The sequence below is a fragment of the Chloroflexota bacterium genome, from assembly GCA_013152435.1.
In the GTDB taxonomy this organism is placed as follows: domain Bacteria; phylum Chloroflexota; class Anaerolineae; order DUEN01; family DUEN01; genus DUEN01.
Window position 1 is genome coordinate 1 of the sequence record JAADGJ010000016.1, and the last position, 5,689, is coordinate 5,689.

Sequence of the window (5,689 nt, forward strand, 5' to 3'; positions counted from 1 at the left end):
CGCAGCGGAGCTGCGCCGCCGCCACCACCCACCATTGAGCCCCCTTCTCCCGGGCTCGGGAGAAGGGGGTTTGGGGGATGAGGGCCGTTTCCCCGCGGTCGATGATCAGGGGAATGTCTTGCGTCGGGCGACACGCGGGGTGTTCCTACCACCCCGATTTCCATCACTGACTTTGAAAAAGCCCTACCTATGCGGCCCGCTTGCGCGGCCAATGCGATAAGAGCGCAGCGAAATCGTCGGGGACAGGACCCGCTGGCCAATGCAAACGGGTCATACGAGAGCAGGAGAAACCGCTATGCCCCCACCGAACATCTTGTTGATCGTGGCAGACGACATGGGTTACGGCGACTTCGGGATATTCAACGACGGCTCCTTGAAGACGCCCACCCTCGATCGGCTGGTGGAAGAGGGGATCTGCCTGACGCAACACTACTCGGCCTCGCCGGTGTGCGCGCCGGCGCGGGCGGCGCTGCTCACCGGCCGGTACCCCCATCGCACCGGCGCCATCGACACGCTGGAGGGACGGGGACTGGATCGCCTCGCCCTGAAGGAAGTGACCATCGGTGATCTGCTCAAGCGAGCGGGCTACGTGACCGGGCTGATCGGCAAATGGCACCTGGGCGCGCTGGACCCGCGCTATCACCCAAACAGGCGCGGCTTCGATGAGTTCGTCGGCTTCCGGGGCGGGTGGCAGGACTACTACACATGGCGCCTGGACTACAACGGCACGTACCGGCAGAGCGACGGCCGCTATCTCACGGATGTATTCACCGAGGAGGCCGTGCAATTCATCCGCCGCCACAGTCGGGAGCCGTTCTTCCTGCATCTGGCCTATAACGCCCCGCATTTCCCATTCCAGGCACCCGACGAGGAGGTAAAGCCCTTCGCGGAAACAGGTAGATTCACCAAGGCGGTGAGCACCCTCTACGGGATGATCCAGCGTATGGACAAAGGGCTGGAGCGCGTGTTGGATGAGCTACGGCGACAGGGCATCGAGGGCAACACGCTAGTTCTGTTCACCAGCGACAACGGGCCGCAGTTCGGCGGCGAGGGGGAGATGTGCACCACGCGCTTCAACTGCGGGTTCAACGGCGCGAAGGGGCTGGTATACGAAGGGGGCATCCGGGTGCCTATGGTGCTGCGCTGGCCCGATGGCCTGGACGGCGGACGGCACATTCACGACATGGTCCACTTCGTCGACTGGCTGCCGACCCTGTTGGCCGTCGCGGGGCTGGAGCCGCCAGGAGAGCTGGCACTGGACGGGCAGAACATCCTACCCATACTGCGCGAGGAGAGCGGGAACGTGGTCACGCGCCGCTTCTGGCAATGGAACCGCTACACGCCGCTGGTGACGTGCAACGCCGCCATGCGGGATGGCCCATGGAAGCTGGTGCGGCCCGCGATCCGGGAGGCGATGGTGGTTTCGCCGGAGGACCTGGCCATGGACCGGGCGCTGAAGTACGAGCCGGGCCGATTCGACGACATCCGTCGCGGCCCGGAGCCGGAACGGGCGGTGCCCCCGCCGCCACCGCCACAGCTTTTCAACATCGACGAGGATCCACTGGAGCAGAACGATCTGGCGGAGTCGGAGCCGGCCCGGGCGGCTAAGATGCTGCGAGAATTAGAGAGCTGGTTCGAAGCCGTGGAGGCCGAGCGAAAGCGGATTTACGAGGAAGAGGACCGGGGGATCTGAGAGGGATCCGCCCACCTCTCGAGGCGCGCAGAGCGCAGAGGGATGAAACATCTGTGTGATCCCCCTGCTGGGGCACACCAACCCGGATCCTCACGTCGTTGGCAAGGTGATCGTGAAGCGCGTCCCCTGTCCCACGCGGCTCTCCACCGCGATCCGGCCTCCGTGCGCCTCGATCAGCGCCCGCGCCAGGGTCAACCCCAGGCCGGTGCCGCCGTGACGCCTGGACCGAGATCGGTCTCCCCGATAGAAGGGCTCGAAAATGTGCGGGAGATCCTCCGGGGCGATCCCCTCCCCGTCGTCGGCCACCCACACCTCCACCCCGGCGGGAAGAGTCCGCCAACCCAGGGTGATGGTCCCTCCCACCGCCGTATGCTGCACCGCGTTGTCCACCAGATTGAACAACACCTGCTTCAGGAGGTCAGGATCGGCGGACAGGGTGACGGAGGGCCCCGGCTCCAGGGCTACCTCACGATCCCGCGCCAGCAGACGAGCCTGCTGGGCGAACTCGTTGAAAAAGGCATGCAGGTCCACGGGCCTCCGGTGAATGGGAGCCGAGGCATCGATACGGGTGAGATCAAGCAGCTGCTCACATAGGCGCGACAGCCGGGTGACCTCCTGATACATCCCCTGTGCCAGGCGGGTCACGGCCGCGGGGTCATCCTGGGCCCCTCGCAGCAGCACCTCCAGGGAACCCAACAGGGCCGTCAGCGGGGTCCGCAGCTCATGAGCCGCGTTGGCGACAAAGCGCCGCTGAGCCTCAAAAGCCGTCTCGATCCGGGCCACCATCTCGTCAAAGGCGCGCGCCAGCTGTCCGACCTCATCCCCATGGTGAGACAGGTTGACGCGCTGGCTCAGGTCGCCCGCGGCGATCTGGCGACAGGTCGTCACCATGCGACTCAAAGGCCTCAACGCCGAGGTGGTGAGCCAGAGCCCGCAAAGCGTGCCCACCAGGAGCGCGAACCCGATGCCCGCCCCCAGCAACAGCCTCTGCCGCAGGAGGATCTGTTCGATGGGGGCCAGCGGCGTGCTCAGTTGGACGACGCCCAGGACCTCCGCACTTCCCGGGGCGCGACGCAACGGGATCAGCAATACCAGCATGCGCTGATCGTCCACCGCGGCGATGTAATTGACCTCGTTTTCCCCGGCCAGCGCCCGAGCATAGTAGATCGGATCGGGCGTCGGCGGGTCGGGCTCCTCCGGCAGCCGCCGACCATCGGCCAGGACGCGGCCATCGCGATCGAGCACCAGGGCCACCGTGTCGCGAGAGGTCAGATCACGGGCCAGCGCGCCCGCTATACGATGAAGGTCAGGAGAGGGAGAGGGAGGCGGAGGAGGTGGGTTTGGAGGAGCCGGAGGGGAGGCCGCCGGATACAGCCATCGCTCGATCACGGGCTTGGCCTGGGCACGCAGCCGGGTGGCGGTGCTATCGAGCAGAAAACGCCGGGTGTCCCAGTAGAGCGCCCCTCCTAATATGGAGAGAAGAAAGGCCAGCAACCCGATATACAACAGGGTCAGACGAAGGCGTAGGGGAAGATCGCTCCAGGTACGTATCACGGCTCGCCGTCCAGATCCTCCGGATGAAACGTATACCCCACGCCGTAGATGGTCCGGATCAGGCGCGGGGGCCTATCGCCGATCTTCTCCCGCAGATGGCTGATATGGACGTCCACCACGTTGGTATCCCCCGCGAAGTCATACCCCCAAATCCGATTCAGCAACGTCTCCTTGGTGAACACGCGACGCGGGTGTCGCATGAAAAGCTCCAAAAGGGCGAACTCCGTGGGCGTGAGGTGGATCGGCTGGCCGGACTTGGCGACCTCGTGGGTCTCCACGTTCAAGATCAGGTCGGCAGCCCGCAGCTCGCTCGGCTCCACCCGATCCCCCCGACGACGCAGGAGGGCCCGGATCCGGGCCAGCAGCTCCGCGAAGCTGAAGGGCTTGGTCACATAGTCGTCCGCACCCAGATCGAGCCCTGTGACGCGATCGGCGATCTCCTTCCGGGCCGTCAACATGATGATCGGCACGTCGTTTCCCCAGGTTCGCAGCCGCCGGCAGACCTCAAAGCCGTCCACATCGGGCAGCATGAGATCCAGAATGACGAGATCAAACGACTCCCGCCCGATCAAATCCAATCCCGTCTTCCCATCCGGGGCCACCGACACCCGATATCCCTCGTAGGCCAGCCCGGTACGCAGAAACTCGATGATCGTGGGCTCATCTTCGATGACCAGGATACGGGGGCCGGAAGGGAGCTGCGACTCGTCCGCGGGATTCGGATCCCACCTGTCCATATCGCCCATGTTCAACCGCCTCGTCATTCGTCTCGCTCCCTCCAAGGATTGTAGTACATTCCAGGGGAAAAGGCCACCGGGACGGAATTACGATAGCGTATCCAAGTTCGTGGAAATTCCGTGAGACGCCCCACGACATCCATCGCAAGCCCGCAGGGATGGGATGGGGAATCTCCCTCCGCCCAAACATCCCCTTTTCCGCCTGGCACCTGCTCTTCCCTGGCCCGATTCGGGTAGACAAGGCCGGGCAAGGCAGGTGAGAGACGGAAACCAGGGAGTTTCTTTTGAGGGGCTGCGCCCCTCAAACCTCCCCACCGTATTCCCATCGAAAAGGGTGCACGACAGAGCCACCGCTCTCGCGTAAGCACGTGCTGCTCTTCAGCCTTTCACAGCCACAGGTAGATCAGGACCGCCGTGATGAGCAGATAGATCAGCGAGTACTTGTGAAACTCCATCCATATCCGCCTGTCAGGGACCATCCGCAACGCGATCAGATTCGCGAGCGAGGCCGTGGCCAACCCATTCCCGCCGATGTTAACGCCGTAAAGGATCGCCCGCCAGTTATGGGAGAACCTCGACAGGAAGATCGCGGTGGGCACGTTGCTAATCGCCTGGGACAGCCACACGGAGCTTATGAACACCCCCCGGGCGTGCCCCAAGTCCAGTGCCCATACCCACCGCGAGACCCACTTCATTTCGGAGAGGATGCGAAAGTCCACGAACATGAGGGTCAGGATGAAGATGATGGACCAATCCACCCGGCCAAGCACATCCCGATCCAACGCCACATACGCGAGAAGGATCGCGGGGAGTACATACACGGAGGCCCCTACCTCGAAGGCCACCACGCATCCGAGCAGGAGTCCCAACGACCAGATGGCGAGCCGCCGATCATAGCGGGTGTCTCCCGCCCGGTGTGTATGGAGCGCGCGCCCACGGAACACGAGCGCGGCGAACAGCAGAAGCGTCGGCACCGAGACGAGCGCGAGAGGCGCCATGTGCCAGACGAAAGCGAGAAAGGAGATCCCCCAATCTCGCCATAGCACCATGTTCTGGGGATTCCCAATGGGGGTCAGGGCGGATCCCACGTTGGCAGCGATCCCTTCGAAAACCACCACCTTCTTGATATCGTTCTGAAGCAGACCCTGCAGGCTCAAGGTGAAGGGCACGACGATGACCAACGCGATATCATTCGTCAGGAAAGCGGAGGACACAGCGGTCAGGGAGACCAAGAACAAGGCCAGGCTCCTTTCCGAGGCCAGCCGATCCAGCGCCCATCCGGCTACCCCCTCGAACAGCCCGCTCTCCTTGATCCCCGTCGTGATCGTGATGATGCCGGCCAGGGATGCGATGGTCGTCCAGTCCACGAGCCGATAGATGCGGGCGATCCCCATCACCCCGCCCGGACGCGTGACGGTCAGCGCGACGAACAGCGCCACCAGCAGCAAGAGGACGAGATCACGCCGAACCATTCTTATGAAATCGTGGAGCGGAATGGATATTCTCCGCCACTCATCGTCCCAACACCTTCTCACGCTCTGTCCCAGCACCAGATCACCCTCTTCCCAAGAGCTCCATCCGTCAGCATCCCACCCTTCGCGAGGACGAGGTCCTCTACGACACACCGGGCACGGGGGGAGGCCCGCCGCGCCGGGGCTCGATCGCGACGCGGTAGAGCTTGTCGATGACGCGCACCAGATCCTTG

The 5,689-nt window shown here is 63.9% G+C and carries 4 protein-coding genes; 1 reads left to right on the plus strand and 3 read right to left on the minus strand.

Annotation, left to right across the window (positions count from 1 at the left end; translation table 11 throughout):
* Nucleotides 1–295 precede the first annotated feature (295 nt).
* Nucleotides 296–1,693 (plus strand): arylsulfatase, encoded by a 1,398-nt coding sequence (locus GXP39_02325; GenBank protein ID NOZ26872.1) that lies wholly within the window; start codon nt 296–298, stop codon nt 1,691–1,693.
* Between the two features lie 90 nt (nt 1,694–1,783).
* On the opposite strand, the gene GXP39_02330 is transcribed toward GXP39_02325, so the two are convergent.
* From GXP39_02330 to GXP39_02340, 3 genes are all read right to left on the minus strand, one after another.
* Nucleotides 1,784–3,247, minus strand: coding sequence for a HAMP domain-containing protein (locus tag GXP39_02330; GenBank protein ID NOZ26873.1), 1,464 nt, complete (start codon nt 3,245–3,247; stop codon nt 1,784–1,786).
* Nucleotides 3,244–3,984, minus strand: a complete 741-nt coding sequence (locus GXP39_02335) for a response regulator transcription factor (protein NOZ26874.1) — start codon at nt 3,982–3,984, stop codon at nt 3,244–3,246. The genes GXP39_02330 and GXP39_02335 overlap by 4 nt, the downstream gene beginning before the upstream one ends.
* A gap of 386 nt (nt 3,985–4,370) precedes the next feature.
* Complete coding sequence (locus tag GXP39_02340; GenBank protein NOZ26875.1) at nt 4,371–5,456, minus strand: anion transporter; 1,086 nt, start codon at nt 5,454–5,456, stop codon at nt 4,371–4,373.
* Between the last annotated feature and the right edge of the window lie 233 nt (nt 5,457–5,689).